A 215-nucleotide genomic window follows, 5' to 3' on the forward strand; every position below is an offset into this window, starting at 1 on the left:
CCGGGTTCGGAAGGCGCGGGAATCGCGGATGTACTGCTGCGCAAGGCCGATGGCAGCGTGCAGCACGACTTCAAGGGCAAGCTGAGCTTCAGCTGGCCGCGCACGGCGACGCAGTACGTCAACAATGTGGGACAGGACGGCTACGACCCGCTGTTCGCGTTCGGCTTCGGCCTGACCTACGCCGACAAGGGCGACCTGGCCGCGTTGCCGGAAGA

Annotated in this window: 1 protein-coding gene; it reads left to right on the forward strand. The window is 66.0% G+C overall.

The annotated features are described in order from the left end of the window. A partial coding sequence (locus tag Q0907_RS18980; protein WP_299347606.1) for a hypothetical protein occupies nt 1-215 on the forward strand: 215 nt, incomplete at both ends.

Origin of the sequence: uncultured Pseudoxanthomonas sp. (genome assembly GCF_947498795.1) — a bacterium.
Taxonomy (GTDB): domain Bacteria; phylum Pseudomonadota; class Gammaproteobacteria; order Xanthomonadales; family Xanthomonadaceae; genus Pseudoxanthomonas_A.